Source organism: Dyella silvatica (assembly GCF_026283955.1).
Taxonomy (GTDB): Bacteria; Pseudomonadota; Gammaproteobacteria; order Xanthomonadales; family Rhodanobacteraceae; genus Dyella_C; species Dyella_C silvatica.
Genome location: NZ_JAPDPE010000216.1, coordinates 1 through 2,171, shown reverse-complemented (window position 1 = coordinate 2,171; position 2,171 = coordinate 1). Strand labels below are relative to the sequence as shown.

The window sequence follows — 2,171 nt, the reverse complement described above, 5'->3', positions numbered from 1 at the left end:
GACGCATCGTCATGCGTTGGCGCAATGCCTGATCGGTTTGACTGAGCAAGTCCATGGCGGCCTGCGGGTCGGCCTTTTTGCGTTGATGCCCGTTGTGCAGATGAAACATCAACAGCGAGCTGACCAGGCCCGAATGCTCGGCGGTGCCGGCGGCGGACCACGGCTCCATCCACAGCTGCTTGCCGTTATACATATGCGCCCAGCCCGGCATGCCGGCCAGCAAGCTGCCCAAGGCGATAGCGAGCACGCCACCGGCGAGCAATCGCTTGCCATGCGTGCGGCGCGCGAACAGCACCGGCTCGTAGCGCCATGCCGCCACGATCAGCGCGATACCGCCAAGCAGGGCGAGATAAGGCCATGGGCTGCTTGGCAGGTAGCCGCTAAGCAACTGCAGGCCACCTTTGCGTAACTGGCCGACCATGCGGAAATCGGCGGGCATCAGCGGCGTGCTGAGATTATTCACCTTAAGCGTATTAATGCCGTACAGCAGCGTCTGCAGCAAAAAAGCCAGCCCGAAGGACCACAGCAAACGCCTGCTGATCACCAGCAGCACCGCTGTTAGCAGCAGGCCGGGCAGGGCATTGGCAAGCAAGTAGCGCGGTTGCTCGAACAAGCGCCCCGGCGCCACCCCGTCACCGCCGTCGAGCCGGCCCGTCAACAACACAAAGGCGACAGTCAACAGCAGCGGCAGGCCGATATGAGTGATCAGCAAGCGCCGGTGGCGCTTGAGCAAAGTAATCGCGGACGGGATAAGGGCGGTAGGCATGGCAGTCTTTTGCAAGGGGTGCTGTCATGGTTCGAGCATCGGAATGTAATTAAACCGACATGAACCAAATGTTCTGACGGCGAGTTAGCTCCAACGTGGGCTGACTGGTCCCGTGTACCCAAGGGCCGATTTGCAGCGGTGTTTCACGCTAAACGGTCAGCTGGCAGTCACGAACCGCGCATCTGCGGCACAATGGCGCGATGCCCCTACTTGCCGAATCCCCCGCGCTGCGCGCGCTGATCGATGACCGCTATGGTGAACTGGCCGCTCGCTGTCGTGCCGTTGGCGTGCCGCTGCATGACGATGCCGGTGTGGCTGAGCGTATTCGCCGCACGCTATTAGCCAGCGACTTCGCCTTCGATACCTGGTTGCGCCAACCGCAATTGCTTGCTCCGCAAGGGCTGGAACGGTTGCGCTCGGGCAGCGATGCCAGCGCGCGCGTCGACGCCTTGAAGTTGGTCGCCGACGAAAACGAAAGCCTGGCCTTGCTGCGGCGCTTCCGCCATGCCGAGGCGCTGCGCCTGGTCTTTCGCGACGTCAATGGACTGGACCAACTATCCGAAACGCTGGCGGCGACCAGCACGCTGTATGAGGCGCTACTTGCCGTAGCGCTGGGCTGGTCCGAGCAGGCATTGATCGCGCGTTATGGTCACAGCCGCGATCACGATGGCGCGCTGCAACGCATGGTGGTGATCGGCTTCGGCAAGCTGGGCGGTAGTGAGCTTAATTTTTCTTCCGATATCGATCTGGTGCTGGCTTATCCGCAAAGCGGGCAAAGCGATGGTTCGCGCTCGCTGGATAACAGCGAATACTTCGTGCGTTTAGGCCGCCAGTTGGTGCGCCTGCTTAACGAGCCGACTTCTGACGGTATTTGTGCCCGCGTCGATTTGCGCCTGCGACCGTTTGGCAATGCCGGTCGATTGGCATTGCCGTTTCCGGCGATGGAGCAGTACTACCAAAGCGAGGGCCGCGATTGGGAGCGCTATGCCTGGATCAAGGCGCGGCCGGTCGCTGGCGACCGTCATGCCGGCAAGCAACTGCAGGAGTTGCTGCGTCCGTTTGTCTATCGCAAGTACCTCGACTACACCGCGTTTGCCGGCCTGCGCGAAATGAAGTCGCTGATCGACGCGGAAGTCGCGCGCAAGGATCTGGCCGACAATCTCAAGCTCGGCCCTGGCGGTATTCGCGAAATCGAATTCGTGGTGCAACTGACCCAGCTGATTCGCGGTGGCCGCGAGCCCAGCCTGCGTGTGCGTGGCCTATTGCCCGCGTTGACGGCCTGCGAAGCCCGCGGCCATATCAGCGCGGTCCGTGGCAAAGCCCTGCGTGAGGCATATGTGGTTTTACGTCGGGTCGAGAATCGCGTGCAGATGCTGCGCGATGCGCAGACGCATGACATTCCCGA

Annotated in this window: 1 protein-coding gene and 1 pseudogene; one reads left to right on the top strand and one right to left on the bottom strand. The window is 61.8% G+C overall.

Annotated features, from left to right (window positions below; translation table 11 throughout):
- A pseudogene (locus tag OUZ52_RS22660) lies at positions 1-766 on the bottom strand (LTA synthase family protein); the annotation flags it as partial.
- 200 nt (positions 767-966) lie between these two features.
- On the opposite strand from OUZ52_RS22660, the gene OUZ52_RS22655 reads away from it, so the two are divergent.
- Positions 967-2,171: [protein-PII] uridylyltransferase family protein (locus OUZ52_RS22655; protein ID WP_484489073.1), on the top strand; the 1,205-nt coding region annotated here is incomplete at its 3' end.